The following is an 18,417-nucleotide window of genomic DNA, read 5'->3' on the forward strand; positions in this document are numbered from 1 at the left end:
TTACATATTAAGGCAGCAAGGCTCAAAAGCACAACACATAATTAGCGGATAATTTTGTCCGGTATAGAATATGGCCGTACCTTTGCCCCATAATGGGAATGTTCTCCAAAGCGTGTGAGTATGGGATTCGGGCCGCGATTTACCTCGGGCAGCAGTCAGCCGACTCCGGCCGCCGCGTGGGCTTGAAAGACATTGCCGCCGAAATCGGGTCGCCGGAGGCTTTCACGGCCAAGGTGCTCCAGCAGCTGGTGCGCGCGCAACTCATCACTTCGGTGAAAGGTCCCACCGGGGGCTTTGAGCTGACGGCCGAGCAGCTGCGCACCGTCACGCTGCGCCAGATTGTGGTGGCCATCGACGGGGGCGCGATGCTGCAGGGCTGTGCTCTGGGCCTGCCGCAGTGCTCGGCCAAGCAGCCCTGCCCCATGCATTACCAGTTTCTGCCCATCCGCGACCAGCTCAACGAGGTGCTGGGCAGCCACACCCTGGGCGAGCTCGCCGGCAAGGTGCACGACGGCCTGGGCTTTTTGAAGCAATTCAGCTAACCTTTTTTTTGCGTCTATACCGGACAAAAATGTCCTTTAACAACCCTTTTATCGTTATGAATTCTGACCAAAAAGCCCTCGTTACGGCGACCGTGAGCACCCTCAAAGCGCACGGCGTGGCCCTGACCACCCATTTCTACCGCCGCATGTTCGAGCACAACCCCGAGCTGAAGAATGTCTTCAACATGAGCAACCAGCAGAACGGCAAGCAGCAGATGGCGCTGGCGATAGCCGTGCTGGCCTACGCCGAGAACATCGAAGACCCCTCGGTGCTGGTGCACGCCGTGACCAAAATCGGCCACAAGCACGTCAGCCTCGACATCCGGCCCGAACACTACGCCATCGTGGGCCGGCACCTGATTGCCTCCATCGGCGAGGTGCTGGGCGAGGCCGCCACGCCTGCATTGCTCGAGGCCTGGGCCACGGCCTACGGCGAGCTGGCCGGCCTGATGAGTGGCCTGGAAAGCGGCCTCTACCAGCACGCCGCCAACCAGGAAGGCGGCTGGACGGGCTGGCGGCCGTTTGCGGTGAAGCAGAAAGTGGCCGAATCCGATGAAATCACCTCGTTCTACCTTTACCCGACCGACGGCGGCAAAGTAGCGGACTACCAGCCCGGCCAGTACGTGAGCCTGCGTCTGTTTTTGCCTGAGCTGAACCTGTTTCAGCCGCGCCAGTACAGCCTCTCCAGCGCCCCGAACGGCGAATATTACCGCATCTCGGTGAAGAAGGAAGCCGGCAGCCCCACCCCGGATGGCCTGATTAGCAACCGGCTGCACGACTTCGTGGCCGAGGGCGGCATCGTGGAGCTGGCCGCGCCGGCCGGCGACTTCACCCTGGACACTTCCAAGCAAACCCCCGTGGTGCTGGTGAGCGGCGGCGTGGGCCAGACGCCCCTGTTGAGCATGCTCGACTACCTGATGAGCACCGGCAGCCCCCGCGAGGTAGTGTGGGTGCACGGCAGCCGCGATACGCAGGTGCACGCCTTCCGCGAGACGGTGACCCAGTTGGCTGGCCACCACGAAAACATGCAGCAGCACATTTTTTACGACACACTGGCCCCCGGCCTGGAGCAGGAAGGCTACCACGCCGGCTTCGTGGACCTGAACAAGCTCAACGGCGGCACCCTGATGCCGGAGGCCGACTACTACGTGTGCGGCCCGGCCCCCTTCATCCGCAAGCAGGTGCAGGACCTGGCCGCCCTGGGGGTGCCCCGCGCGGCCATTCACTTCGAGGAGTTCGGCCCGGCTACGCTAAGCGTATAGCCAGCTGGTCCGTCCGAAAGCCCGGGCAGGGTTTCATGCCATCTAACCGAGGCTGTTCGGGTCATCTCAGCGAACAGAAACCCTAATGCCTTCCCCCACCGATGAAATCCGCCATCGAGCAGTTTTCGCCCGCCTATTTTGCGCTGGTGATGTCCACGGGCATTATTTCGTTGGCGGCGCACGCACTCAAGTTGACGTGGGTAGCGGAAGGGTTCTTTTATTTGAATCTGGGGTTGTACCCGCTGTTCGTGGGGCTGCTGCTGTTGCGCCTTGTGCTGTTCCCGAAGGCGTTTTGGCGGGCCCTGACCGCGCACGAAACCGGGGCCGGCTTCCTGGCCCTGGTGCCGGCCACCACGCTGCTCGGCAGCCAGCTCGTGCAGTTGCGCGGCCAGCAGGGGCTGGGCAGCGTACTGTGGCTAGGCGCGGCCGGTGGTTGGGCGCTGCTGCTCTACGCCTTTTTGTGGGGCATCAGCACGGGGGCGAAAAAGCCGACCCTGGAGCGGGGCTTTAGCGGGCGGTGGCTGCTGCTGGTGGTGGCCACCGAGGGGCTGGCCGTGCTGGGTGCGAAGCTGCTGCCCGGTAGCCGCCTGCCCGCCGACGTGGGCGTGTTTGGGGTGCTGGGGCTGTTTTTGCTGGGTAGCTGGCTATACGTAGTGCTCAGTACGCTGCTCTTTTACCGGCTGGCCTTCGTGCGGCTGGTGGGCGAGGAAGTAGGGGCTGCGTACTGGGTGAGCATCGGGGCGGGGGCCATTACGGTGCTGGCCGGCGCCAGTTTAGTGGGGGCCATGCAGCACACGCCGGCGCTGGCCGACCTGCGGCCCTTTGTGAAAGCCTACTGCGTCTTGTTTTGGGCCGTCAGTACCTGGTGGCTCCCGCTGGTGTTTGGGCTGCGGCTCTGGAACCACTGGACCACGCGCCCGACGTTTGTCTACACCCCGGCTTATTGGACGATGGTGTTTCCGCTGGGCATGTACACGGCCGCCACCGGCCAGCTCGCCGAGGACCTGCCCCTGCCGGCCCTTCAACTCATCCCGACCTATTTTATTTTCATTGCATTGGCGGCCTGGCTGTCGACGATGGCGGGCATGCTGCACCACTTGCTGGTGCCCGCTAAACCAGCGCCCACCCCCGAGCTGGGGCGGGCGTAGGGACGCGGCCCGCCCCAGCGGCGCTGCCCCCGAAAACAGCGCCACTTTTAACGGGGATGCCTATTGCATATTCCCCGCTGCCCCAGGGGCTTCGGCCCGTGGGGCCATTCGGTCAAAACCTAAAAAAACCATGGAAACCCAAATGAACACCCCTACCCCCCAGCGCCCGACCGGCGGCCACTCCCTCGACGTGCCGCTGCGGGTGCTCGACCTGCCTGCTCTGCTAGCCCAGGTCCGGCAGGAGCCCGCCTACCAGACCGGCGACCGCAATTCCCTGACCGTGTTCAAGACGGATGCCCTGCGCGTCGTGCTGCTGGCCCTGCACGCCGGCGCCGAGTTGAAAACGCACACTGCCCCCGGCCCCATTAGTGTACAGGTGCTGGACGGCCAATTGACGTTCTGTACGGCGGAGCAAGCGGCAGAATTAGCGCCAGGGCAGCTGCTGACGCTGCACGCCGGCATTCCGCACAGCGTGCGGGCCGTCACTGAGGCGGCATTCCTGCTCACGCTGGCCGTGTCGAAGTAGGGCCAGCCGTTGGTAAATCCGTTTCACCTTCCCGCAAATCCCCATGTTTACCACCCACACTGCGGCCCAACGGGCCGTGCATTACCCCGCCGACCGCCGGCTGGTGGTCCGCTTCCAGCCGGGAGCCTTGGCCGTATGCGCGGCGCTGGTGCTGGTGCCCGTGGGACTGGCCTGGGCACAGTACCTGACCTTTGGGCTGCCTGCCGACCCCTCGGCCCTACTGGTGGCCCCCACTGCGGCAGACCCGCAGGGCTTTCCGGCCTGGCTGCGCCTCGGCCACTGGGTGAATTTCTTTTTCCTGGTGCTCATCGTCCGCAGTGGGCTGTCCATTCTGGCCGACCATGCCCGCCTGTACTGGAATAATGGCTGCGCGCCGGGCACCGACTGGCTCCGCTTCACGCCCGTGGCCGTGCCCACCGACCGGGTGTGGACGGCCAAGGAGGACGCCCGCTACCTGAGCCCCGTGCTGGGACTGCCCGGCTACCGGCACACCATCGGGCTGGCCCGGCACTGGCACTTTATCACGGTGCCCTTTTTCCTGCTCAACGGGGCGGTGTTCATTGTCCTGCTTTTTTTTACCAACCAGTGGCAGCGACTGGTGCCCACGTCGTGGCAGGTGCTGCCCGATGCCTGGCGCATTTTCGTCCACTACGCCACTTTCCACCTGCCAGTAGAGCCCAACGGCTTTTTCCACTACAACGCCCTGCAGCAGCTCGCGTACTTCGCGGTCGTGTTTCTGCTGGCACCCATCTCGATGCTGAGCGGCATGGCCATGTCGCCGGCCATCGAAAACCGGTTTCATTGGTTTCCCAAGCTGTTCGGCAACCGGCAGGGGGCGCGCTCGGTACATTTTCTGGTTATGGTGGCCTACGTCGCGTTCACTATCATTCACGTTGCGATGGTGGCCGCCACTGGCCTCACCCGCAACATGAACCACATGGGTACCGGCCAGGACGATTCGGGGAGCCATACCGGCTTGTGGATAGGGGCCAGCGTGCTGCTGCTGACCGTGGCGGCCGCGCTCGGGGCGCACTGGGTATCGTGGCAGCGGCCCCGCGCCCTGCAAAAAACTGCCGCTGCCATCAACGGCAATCTGTGGCGCTGGTCGATTGACACGTTTCACCCGACGACCTATTACACGAAAGCCGACATCACGCCCTATTTCTGGCTGAACGGCAAACTGCCGGATTCCGAGCAATGGCACGCCCTGATGACGAACAACTTCCAGGACTTCAAGCTGGTGGTAGGTGGGCTAGTGGAGAACCCCGTGGAACTGTCGCTGGCCGAGCTGAAAGCGCTGGGCCTGGAGCAGAATATCACCATGCACCACTGCATTCAGGGCTGGTCGGCCATCGCCGAATGGGGCGGGCTGCCTATCAGCAAGCTGGCCGCGCTCGTCCGGCCCCACGCCTCCGTGACCACCGTGGCGTTTTACTCCTTCGGTGAGGGCCTGTACGGCGGCGCGTACTACGACACCCACACGCTGGCCAACTGCCTCAAGCCCGCCTCCATCCTGGCCTGGGAAATGAACTACGCGCCGCTCTCCCAAGGCCATGGCGCGCCGCTGCGGCTGCGGGTGGAAAACCAACTGGGCTACAAGATGGTGAAGTGGGTCTGCCGGGTCGAGTTTATTGCCAGCCATACCGCCATTGGCAAAGGGTTCGGGGGCAAAAACGAGGACGACGAATACTTCGACCTACTGGCCGATACCTGAGCCGGCTGGTGCCCGGGCATCGCCTTCGGACAGCCGCCCGATGCCGAACGCTACTAAACATGGCTGTTGCAGAACTCCCGCAAAACGATTTTTGAACCTGAAAGGCTCAGGCCTGAGCGCCAAAAAGGATGAAAAGGCTATTCTGGACGACCCAATGCGCAAGGCCGCCGATAGGGGAGCGAATCCATGGCTTCTGCAACAGCCACCATCGTTTGTTTAAACCAATGTAGTAGAAGGGGGTAACAACGATAAATGACGATAAGTTGAGAGAGGTAAAAACCGTGTTTTTGATAGCGTTAAGGCAGTTTTAGTAACTGCTGATAACCCCCGTCTCGTGTCTTCCCAAGCTGAGGGTCGAGAGTTCGAGTCTCGTTCCTTGCTCATTGATGAACAGTTATTTAACTAATAAGCTGGGTGGCTGTTTTGGCTTAAGCGCTGGTTCAAACAAACGCACGGCACAATCAGGAGGGGTTGTAACCCTAAAATAGCTACTCTCAATGCTGTGTGTGGTGAGGGCCTGGCTCAATGAATGTCTTGGCAAAGTCATCACCGCTTCAACTCCATCGGTGCCTCAACAGGTTTGGTGCAGTCGCGACCCCCACTCGTGCCTTCCCGACCCGTCAACAGTGGCACCAACCGCGCCCATTGCGCGTCGGCGAGCCGTGTTCCCATGCTCCAGGGTAATAGCCATTGTTAACACCTCCTGGCTATTGGCTCCACTGGAGGAGACATGGCTTTCTGAATCGTATGAGCAATTCTATCCGCTCCATGATGAGGTAGGCCGAAATTCGAACCGGGAATGGGGGACTATGGCTAGCCCTGCGCTCCGAAGGCCGTCGGTACGGGGAATTGGTCGCGTAGCATCTCCAAAATGAGCGCCCACAGGTGCTCGTACGGAATGATTTCAATTTCAGCGTAGGCTTCACCAGGAGGATTGGTGCTTTGCAGCTGCTGCAAAATGGCCTTTCCGCCTTCTGCGGCCTGTTTCGAATTGAATCCCTTGTCCACCATGATGCGCAGCAGGCGCAGAAACAGTTTGCTGCGTATCATGCCGCTGCCCACCATGTGCCGCTGTTGGTACTTGCGCAGGCGCTCCAGGCGCACCATGATTTCCTCGAAATTGCGCTCACGCATATAAACCAGCATTTGCAGGACCAGGATGGCAACGTTCAGCCCGCTCTTATCGCGGCTGAACTCCGGCAGCATAAGCGCCCACCGGGCCATTTGCACCCGCCGCGCGGGGCCCATCCGCTGCGTCGGATGCACGAAGTCGTTGTAAGCCTTGTACAAATCCCAGCGTTCCAAAGCCGCCGGCCGCTGCTTGGAGAAAGCCGGGTTTTTCATCACCGTGGTGAATAGCTGCTGCGCGTATTCGTAGTTCTGGGCGTGCAGGGCCAGGAGCACGTGGTTTTCCTGAAAAAACAGCCAGTTACTGGAAGACGGATGGAAGTCCGACATCGCCAGTTGCGCTAATTTCAGGCCCTTGGTAGGCTGGCGGCTGCGCAAGTGCGCAAAAACGGTCATGAAATGATTGTAGCGCTTGTCGAACCGGCGCTCATTGAGCTTGCCCTCGCGCAGCTGCTTGGTGGCCAGCGCGGTCAGGCGAATAATCTCCGCGTAGTTCCCCTGCAGCTCGTGGATGGCCAGGCGCAGCCGGTAGAGGTAGTTGTAGGTATTGAATGTTTTGGCCCGCCGATGCAGCGCCTCCAGTTTCTCCAGGTGCGCCGGCAGCAGGGGCAGCACGGCCCGCCGGCTGCTCACCGTGCTGGCCAGGGCTAGTTGCGTCTGGGCGTGCAGCCGTTCGGCCTCGTCTTCCAGAGACTGGATGTGCTGAGCCTGCTGGAGCACCTTATCCATTTTCTCAAACAAGTGGGCCTTGCGCATCTGCGCGTAGAGCGTGCTCAGCATCCGCGCGCACTGCACGACGTACTGCGTGAATTCCCCTTTTTGGGCCATGCTCAGGCAGCGCTTGAGCAACTGCTCGGTCAGCACGTATTCGCCCTCGGCGAAGAGAATGCTGATTTTATGCAGCAAATCGAGGCATTCGCTCTGGTACCGCCGCGAAACCAGGTGGCGCGAATCGGAGTGGTCGAGGAAGTAAAGGTGATTGAGCAATTTGCCGCGTACCCGCGATTGGAGCTTCTGCAATGCCCGAACGTTGGGCGCTGATGCCTTACCGTATAAGGCCTTAACTAGTTGGTTTTGCGTAGCGTCGGGTGCATCAATTAGTGCTTGCACCAATTGATATTCCTTGGTTTTATGCTCGGCGGACAGGTCCAGCACCGGCACCGAATGCAGCGCCCGCGATGTCACAATTCGCGCAAGATTGGAAATATCATTCATGTAAAAACAGCCATAACGGGCTGGAATTGGCATTTTCAGCCTTGGTAATCTGCAAAACCCCGTGTCTTAAAAACGAGGAATGTTTCCTTTTTTCATTCGTGGGCACCACTCACCTTTGTACCGTGATTTTACAGCCAATAATCGGCTGATATGTCGCAAATTGACGATATTTTGTAGAAATACGAAAATAAAAACCCGGTGGGCTTAATGCATTTGAGGGTGTGTTTACTATCTTCTTAAGAATATTAAAGAATTACTTGTATTATTCATGGTCTGATTTAGGGTGAGAGTGTCCTTTTTTAGCCTCGGGGGGTGCCCTAATTTTGTTGTGTTCTTAATTAATACACAAACACTTACACCCCATCGACCATGTTCGACTTCTTCGCCATCGCCCTGTTCCAGCTAGCCACCGTATTTGGTTACGCTCCCACGGACCAACTGAATGCCAACGAATCGACTTCCTCCGTAATAGCGGCAGATGGAACGGTGGGTAGCGGTGGCTGGGGCAACGATGTAACCTGCAACGATACGACTGTCGGCAGCGGCGGCTGGGGCAACGACGTTATTGGTAAATAATAAGCTGCTGCCCCTTCGCCGCACGGCGCGCGCCGAAACGGGCAGCACTGCAACCCGCGTGGTGGCTGCTGTACGGTGGCCGGCATGGCCATGGGCGGTGCTCCGTCTGGGAAGGGAAGGCGAGGTGGCCTCACGGGCCTCCGCGTCCGAAGCGGGCGGTACCTCGCTCAGTACCCTCACCGCATCGGCCGAGGCCCGGCTGTTGGGCTCAACAGTGCAGGTGCTTGACGCATGACCAAGGTTTGGGGGGAATTAGCACTGCGGCGGTAGTTTCTGAGCACCGCAAGGTGCGCAGAGTGCCTGATTATCAGAATGCATAATTATTATCAGGGTGCAGATTATACCGCTTGTATAGCTCCAGTGTAAAGTGGAGCGGGGCACGGATAACGGATAAAAATAGAGGAGTTGTTTGGCTACTGGGCACAGACAAATTCATGCGGAGTTAGCCCTCGCAAGGTCTTCAAGCGTTTGGCGTGGCTATAGGCCAGCAAAATGAATTTTAGCCCGGAAAACACACCATCATTGTTGGGGCTATACACTTTTGCAACGTCCTAAGTCCCTTCGGCAGGGGCATATCTTTCCTTCCTCACCCTGACTAATGGTGCGGCAATTCTATAAAAAGCCTCGCCGGGTTGGTATATCCTTCCCCGGCAGAAGCAGCGTTCGTCGTTTATTGGTGGCTGTTAGGCGAGTAAATGCCCCCATCTGCATAAATTATTCGGTGGTACCGCTCACCATTTTGCTATCTTTGACCCATAAGTAACCCGCACGGGCTGGAAATGTGGAAAGGAAGGACCTTCTCGTGCCGCATGGTTTAGTTGAACAGGTGGGGTAGACACCTCTAGGCTAAACCTGCTACTTAGAAGGCCGTTGCATTAATGCAGCGGCCTTTTTTGTGTAGGTATAGCACCCTGCCCGCTCCCGATGACTTACTGTCTTTAAAAAAAAAGGCCCAACGCATGCGTTGGGCCTTTTTTTAAATTGCGAGCCGCATTGTTAGTCAAACTGGAAGGGCCTGACTGGACGGAAAGGGTCCATGTTCACAATACGGCTCGGTAGGCTGAAAAGTGGAAAGAGTGATTTTGCTATATTGTCAAATGCATAGCACCTGATTGGGCTATGCGTATTAGAATAACTCTTTGGCAAACAGCCAGTAATTTTGATATAGGAGCTGCTTTTCATCGCAAAAATACCCGGGGCATAATCCGTGTAAAAGGAATATGTTTGTGATGCTGTTATTATTGATATGGCAATGAATTTATTGATAATATTGCGATATGAATTAATAATTAATTGGTTTTCAACAAAATAAATTAAAGATAGGTCGATGGATTTTACACTGAATGCGATGTTTTGTGACATATCAAACGCTTTCTGCCGACGTTAAACGAAAAAGAAACCTGGCAATGATTTGAACAGCAGCTGAAGAAAATGCTCGTATTATGTTGTTTATAAAATGCTGATTATAAGTGAGTTTTTGGGCAGTTTGATTTCTCGGGTAAGGAAGCTTGGCTTCGGTGCGCAACTCAAATCAGTTAAACTGGAGGCTCGCCTGGAAGACATATGAACTGGGCTTCTGGCCCAACAGCCGATAGGCACCCATGCAAAGGCCTGACTACTGCGCAGTAGTCAGGCCTTTGCATGGGTGCCCCGTAGACCGTTATTTAGCCGGGACTACGTGGTAAATGGTTGAGGCCAGGTAGCCTGGCTTTAGGCTCATGACGTTTACGCCGGCTACGTCTTTGCTGGCAATAACACGGTTGGCGACGAAGTACAGCGGTACCAGCGGCAGCTGCTGCTGCATCAGGGCCTGAAACCGGCGCAGCAGCACATCGCGCTCGGCCGACGATTCGGCGGCGGCCACCTGCTGCATGAGCTGGTCGGCGGCCGGCGAGGCAAACCGGGTCAGGTTGCCTTCGCCAATGCCAGCGGTGCCGAGGATGGGCAAAAAGTTGAATAGAAAGGGGTTGCCTTTGATGCTCTGCACGTACATATCGAAGTCGCCGCTTTGCAGCAGGCCGCGCAGCACGCCCGACTCGGTGGGGGCCAGGGCGACCGGGATGCCCAGGGCCTTGGCGGCGCTGGCAAATTGCAGGGCCACGAGCTCGTAATTGGTATCGCTGCCCCGGTAGCGCAGCTGCAGGCTTAGCTGCTGCGCGGGGCTTTTGCCCAGCTGCCGGCTCCACCCAGCCGGGCTGCGGTGCCACCCGGCTTTTGTTAGCAGCTCGGCGGCCGCGCTTGGGCTATAGGGTATCAGGTTCAGGCTGTCGTTATACTTGCCTTTCTCCTGCGGGCTGATGAGGCCGACCGTACGGAAGCCTTTGCCCAGCTGGCTGGCCTGGCGCAGCTGTTCGGCGTCGAAGAGCCGGCTCAGGGCCTGCCGGGTGGCCGCGTCGTGCAGGGCCGGCCGGCTGGTGTTGAAGCCCGCCGTCATTACTTCGTAGGTGGGGGAGGTGTAGAAGGCGAGTTGCTGCTGTGCTGTCGAAGAATTTTTCAGGCGCTCGAATACCCGGGCCGGTACGTTGGGGAATACGTCGAGCTGCCCGCTACGCAGCGCCAGCGCGGCCGCAGATTCGTCCGGGATGATGACGTACGCCAGCTGGGATGCTTTGGCTTGAAACAAAACGGAATTGCCGGCTTTGTCGCCCCACCAGTTTTTCTTGCGCGTGAAGATTGCCTGCCGGTCCCGGCTCCATTCCTTTAGGGCATAGGGGCCGCACCCGCCCAGGGCCTGCGGGTGCTGCGCCGGGCTGGCGGCAGTGTACCGCGTGGCTATAAGCTGCTGCACCTGGGCCAGCTCCGCGCGCCGGCTGGCACTGGCCCGGCCCTGAATTTCGGCCAATGAATACTTTCGCAGGCGGCCTTCCGGGTCGAGGGCGGCCTCCGGGACCACGGGAAAATCGCCGGAGGCCTGCACGTAATCCGGGGCTTTGCCTTTGCAGACGAGTGTGAACCGGCGTGCGTCGCGCGGGTCCGATTTTATCTCCCGGATGAAGGCATCCTGCAGCTGAAACCCTTCGTTGGGCACGCCCTTGCAAAAAATGAGCTTGAGGGTGAACGCGACATCGGCGGCCGTGATGGGCTGGCCCGAGTCCCAGGTGGCCACGGGCTTCAGGCGATAGGAAAGCAGGGTCAGCGAATCGCCACTGTAGCTGACCTGGGGCAAGGCTTCGGCCAGAAAGGGTTCGTACTTTCTGGTTTCGGGGTTGACGGCCAGCAGGCCGCCGCTCAGCAGGCCCTGCGCCTCGACGGCATTCTGGTTGGGCTGCGTAAACGGGTCCAATGATTCCGGGTCGCGGGCCCAGCGAATGCGAACCGGGGCATCAACGGCCTGGGGCTTCGAGGGCGAGGAGCAGCTGCTCATGAAGCCGGCCGGTACGGCCAGGGAAGCGAGCAGCAGGAGACGAGGCGTGTGAGCCATGCGGACAGATTGAGAGTAGAGTACCAGAACGGTGGAAATCCCGTTGCATGACGCAAACGAGGTGATTCCAGGCAACGGGACGATTTCCAGTTGCCGGGTAAAGGTAGGAGAAAGCAGAACTTGCGACGGCCCAGCTTTAATTTCACTCTTTATGCTCGTATATATTAATCATTTGTTCACTGATTGAGCGGGAGCATATAATTATTCGCTCTTTTTTCTCTTCTGTCGGCTACGTTACCCAATGAAAGATTCCCGCAATCTGGCTCGCATTATCATCAATCGCCGGCAGGGGCAAGGGCCGTTGCTTGATTTTGAGGCCGGCGATAAGGTCAAGGAAAACCGGTTGGTATCGGCCTTGGCCGAATCGAAAGAGCCCTCCCGGAACCAGCTGATTCGCACGCTCTACGACCAGCCATCGGTGAAGAATGATGCGGCTTTTCGCCAATTGCACGCCCGCGTTTTTGGCAAGCTGCTCAACCACCTCTACTTCCTCGACCATTCGGACCCCCGTTATTCGGTTTCTCGCCGGTATCAGCTCGAATGCCTCGACCTGCTGCACAAGGGCCTGATTCTGTATCAGGAAGGGGCCTCGGCGTTGTCGGCGCGGGTGTGTGCCAGCTGCCTGGCCAAGGCCATACAGGACGGCTTTACGGCCTATGCCATTGAGGCCGCGCAGCAGCTGCGCACCGTGTATGCCGAAATGCAGGAGGTGAAGAAGTTCCGGGCCGTGGTGAAGGAACTGGAGCGCCTGCAGGGGCTCCGGCGGCTGGAGGAGCAAGCCGAAGCGATATACGCCGACGTGCGGCTGGCGCGCACCGGCCCGGTAACGCCGCTTTCTACCATGCTTGCCGCGCTGAAGCCCCAGCTCGAACGGCTGCGGCAGCTGCACCTTCAGGCCCAGACCCCCGGCACGGCCGATATCTACTACCGGGTGCAAATAGTGTACCTGGAGCAATCCGGTGATTACCAGGGTATCATTGATTTTACCCTGGAAGCGGAGCGCCAGCTGGCCCGCGGGCAGTTCAATGCGCACCGGTTCGATATCCGCTTTAATCTGTTCATGCGGATGTATGCCTACCTGCTGACCCAGCAACCGGAAAGGGGGCTTGAGGTGGCCAGGGAAGCCGAAAAGCATTTTCACCCAACGGCGGTGAACTGGATGTATTTTGAGGAGCATCGCCTTTTGCTGGCTATGCACGCCGGCCAGTTCGACCTGGCCCGGCGGGTGGTGCAGCGGGCCCATCTCAGCCCGGTTTTTGAGCGCCAAAACAAGCGGGCGCAACAGCGCTGGGAGTTGTTCGGTGCTTACCTGGACTTCGTACTGCCGCCCACCAAGCCCAGCCCGGCCCGCCGCCGGGAGCTGGGCAAGCTCGCCTTGATGATGCCCGAATACAGCCGCGATAAGCGCGGGCTCAACGTCGCCATTCTGATTGGCCAAGTGCTCTACTTCCTGCAGGAGCAGGATGCTGAGGCCGTGGTGCTGCGAGTGGAATCGCTGCGCAAATACCGGCTGCGGCACCTGCGGGAAGCGACAAACCAACGCACCCGCCTGTTTCTGCGCTTGCTGCAGCTCATCGCCGACGAGCAGTTTGACCCCGCCCGGTGTGCGGAGCGCGCCGCGCCGCTCCTGCACCAGCTGGCGAATACCCCACCGCCCGGAGAGGCTTTTGCGGAAGTCGAGATAATTCCCTATCCCTTGCTCTGGGGCATCATTTTGCAGCACCTGCGCACCTCCCCACCGGCGCTCAAGCCCCTCTTGGCTGCTGCTGCCGCAAGTAGCCCGGCCACCCAGTAGGCGGGGGGCGGGTTGTAAGCTTTCAGTAGAAAAAACGAATACAACCCGACGAGCGCCGTGGTACAAGCCAAGCGCACAGCGGCGGGGCCGGTTGTCGGCAATTCATCGTCTGGTTTTAAACACCTTATCCAGAAAATTGGCCGTGAACTGGAGCGTGGGCTCGAACCAGGGGTTGAACAGCGGAAACGTGTGGGGCGAATCGGGGAAGGCGTGGGTTTCGTGGTAGATGTGGTAGGTATCCAACTGCTTAATCAGGTCCTCGCGGCCCGCGTGCATCCGGTCTACGGCGCTGTTGATGAATACGATGGGCGGGGTTTGGGGCGTGACGTGGCTCAGGCCCCCGGCCTGCTCCCACAGCGCCGGCTTTTCCGTTTTCAGCCCGCCCAGCCACGCTGAGGCCGGCGAAGGCTGGTTGTTGGCACTTTCGCCCGATTCGGGGTGTGTGAACGACAGCGTACCATCCACGTCCACGATGGCCTGCACGCTGCTGGAGTGGCTGGTGTTGCAGGCGCTGCCTTCCAGCTGCTTATCGCCATTGGTGGTGCCCACCAGGGCCGCCAGCTGCCCGCCGGCCGAGAAGCCCCACACGGCAATCCGAGTCGTGTCGATGGGGTAATGCCGCGCGTTGGCGCGCAGCCAGCGGATGGCGGCCTTCAGGTCGTGCACGGCCGCGGGGTATTGGGCCTCGGTCGAGAGACGGTATTCGGCCGTGACGGTTACGTAGCCCCGGGCCGCAAGCTGCTGGGCCATGGGAATGTGGTTCGACCGATTGCCGGAGCGCCAGCCGCCCCCGTGAATGAACAGCACCGCCGGGTAACCTTTCTTCCGCTTGGCCTTGGGGTAGAAAATGTCCAGCTGCAAAGCGCGCGTGCCCAAAGTGCAATAAGTCAGGTTGTAAGCGGCCTGCACCGTTGCGGGCAGGGCGGGCTGGGCAATGCTGATTTCAGGGTGACGCTTCTTCTCTTTGATAAAAGCGCTCCGCACCGTGAAGGAAGTATCGCGGGCCGCCGGCAGCTGCTGGGCTTGGGCCGGGCCCGTCAGCAAAGCACCGCCCAGCAGGGCCGACCCGGTCAGCCGGAAAAAGCATTTTTGAAAGGACATGTGCATCTGTAAGAAATCGAAATAATGAGTCTCGCCAGTGCCTAGCTTTTGACTTTGACGGCTTTGGCATTGGCACCGGCTTTGGCTTCAACGGCCATGCGCCCTTTGCCCGCCTCGGTGCGGGCGGCCGTAATCTTTTCGGTGCGGCTGCCGCTCACGCTGAACAAGGGCTGGGCGGCGGGGGCCGTCACCCGCAAGCCGTCGAAGCTGATGTTGCGGCTGTTTTCCACGTACACCACCGGCGCGGCCGCCTGGGTTTCCAGCCGCAGGTTGCTGATGCGAATGTCCTGCGCCTCAATCAGCTCCACGCCTTTGTTGGTTTTCAGTACGAGGTTATCGAAGCTGATTTGCTGCACGCTCATCTCGGGCAGGCCGCGCAGGAAAAGGCCGCGCTCGGCCCCGTTGCAGACGATGTTGCTGATGGTGAAATTTCGGAACCGTGGCGTGGCCTCCGTCACGGCCGGAATGGTTTCGGGGGCGGCCTGGCCGTCGGCCAGCTTGGCCGGAGCCTTCGTGAAGTAGTACATGTCGAACAGAATGGCGTCGTGCACAATGTCCTTCATGGCGATGTTGCGCACGAAAATATTCTCTACCACGCCGCCGCGGCCCCGGGCCGTTTTGAAGCGCAGGCCGATGTCAGTGCCCATAAACGTGCAGTCTTCCACAAACAGGTTGCGCGCCCCGCCCGACATTTCGGAGCCGATGACGAAGCCGCCGTGCGCCCGGTACACCACATTGCGGCGGATGACGGCGTTTTCGGTGGGCATGCCGCGCTTGCGGCCCTCCGCATCCTTGCCCGATTTGATGCAGATGCCGTCGTCGCCCACGTCGAAGGTGCAGCCTTCCACCAGCACGTTGCGGCACGACTCCACGTCGAGGCCGTCGCCGTTCTGGGCGTAATCGGGGTTGCGGGCCAGCACGTTGCGCACCGTCAGGTCCTCGCACATCAACGGGTGCAGGCACCAGGCCGCCGAGTTCTGAAACGTCACGCCGTCCAGCAGCACCTTTTTGCAGCTGGTCAGCACCAGCAGGTTGGGGCGCAGAAAGTCCTTGATGGGCGCATAGTCCTGCGCGGTTTTGCCCGGCACCACGTCGCCGGGGTTGGGCGTTACGGAGCCCAAGCGCGTCTTTTCGGACGGGTACCATTTCTTGCCGTCCTCGCTCACCAGGCCGCCGGAGGCTACCTTTTTCTTCCATTCGTTGTCCGTCAGTCGGTCGCGGCCCACCATGCGCCAGGCGTCGCCGTTGCCGTCCACAATGCCGCGGCCGGTGATGGCCACGTTGGTCAGGCCGGTGCCGGACAGCGGCGACTGATTGCGGTAGGAGGGCTTGCCCTCAAAGCTGCCCAACACCAGCGGATATTGGTCGAAATCGGTGGTGAACTGCAGCACGGCCGCCCGCACCAGGTGCAGGTTCACGTTGCTTTTTAGCTCCACCGGCCCCGTCAGCCACAAGCCCTGGGGCACCAGTACCACGCCGCCGCCCTTGCGGCTGCAATCGGCAATGGCTTCGTTAATGCTTTGCGTATTGAGCGTGATGCCGTCGGGCTTGGCCCCGTAACGCTTGATATCGAACGTGTCGGCTTTGAACGTGGGCAACTGAGCCGTGGGCAGGTGCGCCCAGGAATAGGTTTCGGCAGCCTGCGCCAGGGCCGGCCGGGACGAGCCCAGCAGCGCAGCCGTCAGGAGGGCCACCGGTAAGGAGAGGTATGTTTTCATAAGCAGGGAAAATAGTTTGGCGGGTCACCTTTGATGGCGCTGGTTTTACTTCGGCAGCCACGGCGTAGTGCCCGCGAAGATGTTCGGGAGGGTATAGCGCCGGGCCTCTTTGGGCGTGAGCTGCCGGCTCCAGGCCACGCGGCCCTTGGCCGCAGCGCCGGGGCCGGTGCTGGCAAATTCGGCGTAGTAAGCCGTGGCTTCGTTGCTGGCTTTGCCCCAGTTGTCCCAGCCTTCGGGCCGGATGTGCGCGCCCATTTCGGTGTTGAGGAACACGGTGCGGGCATTGGGCCGCCAGGGCCGGCCAAGGTAAACCTTGGTGGCCTCCGGCCCGCCCGTGAGCTTGCAGTTCAGAAACACCAACCCAAACGCCTGCCGGGGCCAGGTAGAAGCGGCCGTGATGTAGGAATTGGTTTTGCTGAAAATGGTGCAGCCCTCAAACACGGCCGTGCTGGAACCAAAGATGAAATCCGTGGTGCCCTCGATGTAGCAGTCCTGGTAGTATTGCCGGCTGTTCTCGATGGCCAAAAACAGCGTGTCCTGGTTGCCTAGCAGGCGGCAGTGGCGGAAGGTGGCGCGGTCGCCCTCCACGTGCAGGGCCACGGCCTGCCCCACGCGCCCGGCCGAATTCTCGAAGGTGATGTTTTCGGCCGTGAAGTCGTTGCCCTGCACGCGCACCGTGGCCGAGGTGTAGGTGCTGTGCTTCTCGGCATCGCCGGAATAATCGCCGAAGGTGATGACCACGCCCTCCTTGCTTTCGCCCAGCAGAGTGATGTTGGTTTTCTGCGAGGGCACCAGCAGCTTCTCGTGGTAGGTGCCGTTTTTGATGAAAATGGTAGCCGGCACCTGCATGAAGTCTCGCACGGCCATTACTGCTTCCTGAATGGTGCGGTAGTCGCCGCTGCCATCGGGTGCCACCGTCAGGCGCACGGGCACCAGGAAGGTTTCGATTTTAGCCGATGCCTTGGCCGGGGCCGCCGGCGGCGCTACCTGAGCGTGCAGGTGCGGGGCAGTCAGCAACAGGCTGATGACTGCTACAAGATTTCTAAAGCGCATCAATAGAATTAATTATGAATGATTCGACCTGACCGGTTAGCGTGCTTGCGGGTCCACCGTTTTGGCGGCGGTGCGCTGCACAATGCGGGTGGCCAGCTCCAGCTTGAGCGCGCGGATGTCGGCCAGCACGATTTCGGCCATCTTGCGCGCGCCGAGTTCGTTGAAGTGCGTGTTGTCTTCCTTGCCGTCGGGGTAGTTGGGGTGCTCGCCGGGCACCACCTGGTTGAAGAGCAGCTTCGAGTTTTCGACGCCGAACTGCTGCAGCATGGCCTGGCTTTCGCGGTCGAGGTCGATGAGCGGCACCTGCTGCTCGCGGGCGGTGACGCGCACAATTTCGGAGTACACGTTGTGGGTGCCCTCCACCTTGCCGGCGGCGTCAAACTTGCGCCGGGCCACGGGCGTGATGAGCACAGGCGAGGCCTTTTTGGCGCGGGTTTCGGCGATGAAGCGGATGAGGTAGTTCTTATAATCGGCTTCCGGGGTGTAGCTTCTTTTGGTGGGCACTTCGTCGTTGTGCCCGAACTGGATGAAGACGTAGTCGCCTTCCCGGAGGCCCTCGGCCACGGGCTGCCAGCGGTTTTCGGCCACGAAGCTTTTGGTGCTGCGGCCGTTCTGGGCGCGGTTGTCCACGGTCACCGTCTCATCAAAAAAGTAGACGAACGGCATGCCCCATCCGGTTTCCGGGTAGGCTTTGGTTTCCTTTATCGACATGGTGGAATCGCCGATAAGGTACACGGTGATTTTGCGGGGCGGCGGCGCAAACGCCGTGAGCAGCAACAGGCCCAGCGCGGCGGCGCTTTTTAGCACGTAATTAGTCATGGGCTGAAAGTTGAATGAGGTGATTTTCAAAGGTCTGAAATTGCGCTTAGTCAATAGCTACGCTGCTGCCCGTCAGCTTCACCTCCGCCTTCAATATCCGGCCATCGGCCAGCGACTGGCTGAGCGGCTGGCCCCCACCGGCGAAAAGCTGGACCCTGCCGGGCCGCTCCGCCCGCTGGGCCTGCGCATTGAGCCGCGAGAGCTGGCGGGGCGTGAGGGTGAAGGTTACGGTTTTCTTTTCGCCAGGCTGGAGGGCTACGCGGCGGAAGCCTTCCAGCGCGTGCAGCGCCACCGGGCCCCGGGCATCGGGGTGGCGCACGTAGAGCTGCACCACCTCGTCGCCGGCGCGGCGGCCGCGGTTCTGCACCTCTACGCTCACCGTTACGGGCTGGCCGGTGG

At 60.2% G+C, this 18,417-nt stretch carries 14 protein-coding genes; 7 read left to right on the forward strand and 7 right to left on the reverse strand.

Annotated elements, in window-relative coordinates:
- The first annotated feature begins 98 nt into the window (after window positions 1–98).
- The 5 genes from AAFH49_RS12405 (at window position 99) to AAFH49_RS12425 (ending at window position 5,192) form a co-directional block, all read left to right on the forward strand.
- A complete protein-coding gene (locus AAFH49_RS12405) occupies window positions 99–542 on the forward strand; it encodes an RrF2 family transcriptional regulator (RefSeq protein WP_342298507.1) in 444 nt (147 codons plus the stop codon).
- Window positions 543–598: 56 nt separating this feature from the next.
- Window positions 599–1,804: an NO-inducible flavohemoprotein gene (gene hmpA / locus AAFH49_RS12410; RefSeq protein WP_342298509.1), complete on the forward strand. Its 1,206-nt coding sequence runs from the start codon at window positions 599–601 to the stop codon at window positions 1,802–1,804.
- Between the two features lie 101 nt (window positions 1,805–1,905).
- A complete protein-coding gene (locus tag AAFH49_RS12415; RefSeq protein ID WP_342298510.1) occupies window positions 1,906–2,952 on the forward strand; it encodes a tellurite resistance/C4-dicarboxylate transporter family protein in 1,047 nt (348 codons plus the stop codon).
- A 142-nt stretch (window positions 2,953–3,094) separates the two neighbouring features.
- Window positions 3,095–3,478, forward strand: a complete 384-nt coding sequence (locus tag AAFH49_RS12420) for a cupin domain-containing protein (RefSeq protein ID WP_342298511.1) — start codon at window positions 3,095–3,097, stop codon at window positions 3,476–3,478.
- Window positions 3,479–3,521: 43 nt separating this feature from the next.
- Entirely contained in the window at window positions 3,522–5,192 is a 1,671-nt protein-coding gene (locus AAFH49_RS12425; protein ID WP_342298512.1) for a molybdopterin-dependent oxidoreductase, read from the forward strand.
- Window positions 5,193–6,005: 813 nt separating this feature from the next.
- On the opposite strand, the gene AAFH49_RS12430 is transcribed toward AAFH49_RS12425, so the two are convergent.
- On the reverse strand, window positions 6,006–7,535 hold the full coding sequence (locus tag AAFH49_RS12430; protein WP_342298514.1) for a hypothetical protein: 1,530 nt from the start codon (window positions 7,533–7,535) through the stop codon (window positions 6,006–6,008).
- Window positions 7,536–7,904: 369 nt separating this feature from the next.
- Here AAFH49_RS12430 and AAFH49_RS12435 point away from each other — a divergent pair, with 369 nt between their 5' ends.
- Entirely contained in the window at window positions 7,905–8,111 is a 207-nt protein-coding gene (locus AAFH49_RS12435; RefSeq protein WP_342298515.1) for a hypothetical protein, read from the forward strand.
- Between the two features lie 1,660 nt (window positions 8,112–9,771).
- Here the strand turns inward: AAFH49_RS12435 and AAFH49_RS12440 are convergent.
- Window positions 9,772–11,532, reverse strand: coding sequence for an ABC transporter substrate-binding protein (locus AAFH49_RS12440; protein ID WP_342298516.1), 1,761 nt, complete (start codon window positions 11,530–11,532; stop codon window positions 9,772–9,774).
- 241 nt (window positions 11,533–11,773) lie between these two features.
- Between AAFH49_RS12440 and AAFH49_RS12445 the strand changes: the two genes are divergently transcribed.
- Window positions 11,774–13,327 carry a hypothetical protein gene (locus AAFH49_RS12445; protein ID WP_342298518.1) on the forward strand — a complete coding sequence of 518 codons (1,554 nt, stop codon included), beginning with the start codon at window positions 11,774–11,776 and terminating at the stop codon, window positions 13,325–13,327.
- Window positions 13,328–13,429: 102 nt separating this feature from the next.
- Here the strand turns inward: AAFH49_RS12445 and AAFH49_RS12450 are convergent, their stop codons facing one another.
- The 5 genes from AAFH49_RS12450 to AAFH49_RS12470 all read right to left on the reverse strand — a co-directional run.
- Window positions 13,430–14,428, reverse strand: coding sequence for an alpha/beta fold hydrolase (locus AAFH49_RS12450; RefSeq protein WP_342298520.1), 999 nt, complete (start codon window positions 14,426–14,428; stop codon window positions 13,430–13,432).
- Between the two features lie 41 nt (window positions 14,429–14,469).
- Window positions 14,470–16,146, reverse strand: coding sequence for a glycoside hydrolase family 28 protein (locus AAFH49_RS12455; RefSeq protein ID WP_342298522.1), 1,677 nt, complete (start codon window positions 16,144–16,146; stop codon window positions 14,470–14,472).
- 45 nt (window positions 16,147–16,191) lie between these two features.
- Entirely contained in the window at window positions 16,192–17,199 is a 1,008-nt protein-coding gene (locus AAFH49_RS12460) for a pectinesterase family protein (RefSeq protein ID WP_342298523.1), read from the reverse strand.
- 36 nt (window positions 17,200–17,235) lie between these two features.
- A complete protein-coding gene (locus AAFH49_RS12465; RefSeq protein ID WP_342298524.1) occupies window positions 17,236–18,018 on the reverse strand; it encodes a rhamnogalacturonan acetylesterase in 783 nt (260 codons plus the stop codon).
- Between the two features lie 46 nt (window positions 18,019–18,064).
- On the reverse strand, window positions 18,065–18,417 hold a 353-nt coding region (locus tag AAFH49_RS12470; protein WP_342298526.1), incomplete at its 5' end, for a fibronectin type III-like domain-contianing protein.

Origin of the sequence: Hymenobacter segetis (assembly GCF_038448715.1) — a bacterium.
GTDB classification, from domain to species: domain Bacteria; phylum Bacteroidota; class Bacteroidia; order Cytophagales; family Hymenobacteraceae; genus Hymenobacter; species Hymenobacter segetis.

What these genes read in the sequence shown, in the direction of transcription:
- AAFH49_RS12465 (WP_342298524.1), bottom strand. Translation starts at nt 18,018, where the DNA reads ATGACTAATTACGTGCTAAAAAGCGCCGCCGCGCTGGGCCTGTTGCTG.
- AAFH49_RS12420 (WP_342298511.1), top strand. Translation starts at nt 3,095, where the DNA reads ATGAACACCCCTACCCCCCAGCGCCCGACCGGCGGCCACTCCCTCGAC.
- AAFH49_RS12450 (WP_342298520.1), bottom strand. Translation starts at nt 14,428, where the DNA reads ATGTCCTTTCAAAAATGCTTTTTCCGGCTGACCGGGTCGGCCCTGCTG.
- AAFH49_RS12460 (WP_342298523.1), bottom strand. Translation starts at nt 17,199, where the DNA reads ATGCGCTTTAGAAATCTTGTAGCAGTCATCAGCCTGTTGCTGACTGCC.
- AAFH49_RS12445 (WP_342298518.1), top strand. Translation starts at nt 11,774, where the DNA reads ATGAAAGATTCCCGCAATCTGGCTCGCATTATCATCAATCGCCGGCAG.
- AAFH49_RS12405 (WP_342298507.1), top strand. Translation starts at nt 99, where the DNA reads ATGTTCTCCAAAGCGTGTGAGTATGGGATTCGGGCCGCGATTTACCTC.
- hmpA (WP_342298509.1), top strand. Translation starts at nt 599, where the DNA reads ATGAATTCTGACCAAAAAGCCCTCGTTACGGCGACCGTGAGCACCCTC.
- AAFH49_RS12415 (WP_342298510.1), top strand. Translation starts at nt 1,906, where the DNA reads ATGAAATCCGCCATCGAGCAGTTTTCGCCCGCCTATTTTGCGCTGGTG.
- AAFH49_RS12435 (WP_342298515.1), top strand. Translation starts at nt 7,905, where the DNA reads ATGTTCGACTTCTTCGCCATCGCCCTGTTCCAGCTAGCCACCGTATTT.
- AAFH49_RS12430 (WP_342298514.1), bottom strand. Translation starts at nt 7,535, where the DNA reads ATGAATGATATTTCCAATCTTGCGCGAATTGTGACATCGCGGGCGCTG.
- AAFH49_RS12455 (WP_342298522.1), bottom strand. Translation starts at nt 16,146, where the DNA reads ATGAAAACATACCTCTCCTTACCGGTGGCCCTCCTGACGGCTGCGCTG.
- AAFH49_RS12440 (WP_342298516.1), bottom strand. Translation starts at nt 11,532, where the DNA reads ATGGCTCACACGCCTCGTCTCCTGCTGCTCGCTTCCCTGGCCGTACCG.
- AAFH49_RS12425 (WP_342298512.1), top strand. Translation starts at nt 3,522, where the DNA reads ATGTTTACCACCCACACTGCGGCCCAACGGGCCGTGCATTACCCCGCC.